At 53.0% G+C, this 721-nt stretch carries 1 protein-coding gene; it reads right to left on the reverse strand.

All coding sequences use genetic code 11. The features are described from left to right. Nucleotides 1–14: 14 nt before the first annotated feature. Nucleotides 15–719, reverse strand: a complete 705-nt coding sequence (locus ACJBF3_RS26120; RefSeq protein ID WP_001067855.1) for an IS6-like element IS26 family transposase — start codon at nt 717–719, stop codon at nt 15–17. Between the last annotated feature and the right edge of the window lie 2 nt (nt 720–721).

A 721-nucleotide genomic window follows, 5' to 3' on the forward strand; every position in this document is an offset into this window, starting at 1 on the left:
CTTATTCAAAGGCCTTACATTTCAAAAACTCTGCTTACCAGGCGCATTTCGCCCAGGGGATCACCATAATAAAATGCTGAGGCCTGGCCTTTGCGTAGTGCACGCATCACCTCAATACCTTTGATGGTGGCGTAAGCCGTCTTCATGGATTTAAATCCCAGCGTGGCGCCGATTATCCGTTTCAGTTTGCCATGATCGCATTCAATCACGTTGTTCCGGTACTTAATCTGTCGGTGTTCAACGTCAGACGGGCACCGGCCTTCGCGTTTGAGCAGAGCAAGCGCGCGACCATAGGCGGGCGCTTTATCCGTGTTGATGAATCGCGGGATCTGCCACTTCTTCACGTTGTTGAGGATTTTACCCAGAAACCGGTATGCAGCTTTGCTGTTACGACGGGAGGAGAGATAAAAATCGACAGTGCGGCCCCGGCTGTCGACGGCCCGGTACAGATACGCCCAGCGGCCATTGACCTTCACGTAGGTTTCATCCATGTGCCACGGGCAAAGATCGGAAGGGTTACGCCAGTACCAGCGCAGCCGTTTTTCCATTTCAGGCGCATAACGCTGAACCCAGCGGTAAATCGTGGAGTGATCGACATTCACTCCGCGTTCAGCCAGCATCTCCTGCAGCTCACGGTAACTGATGCCGTATTTGCAGTACCAGCGTACGGCCCACAGAATGATGTCACGCTGAAAATGCCGGCCTTTGAATGGGTTCATGT

This window comes from Enterobacter sp. PP-008-ECC_S150 (genome assembly GCF_045257065.1).
Taxonomy (GTDB): Bacteria; Pseudomonadota; Gammaproteobacteria; order Enterobacterales; family Enterobacteriaceae; genus Enterobacter; species Enterobacter chengduensis.

Bases quoted from the DNA above. Each gene is read 5' to 3' on its own strand.
- ACJBF3_RS26120 (WP_001067855.1), bottom strand. From the start codon at position 719: ATGAACCCATTCAAAGGCCGGCATTTTCAGCGTGACATCATTCTGTGG.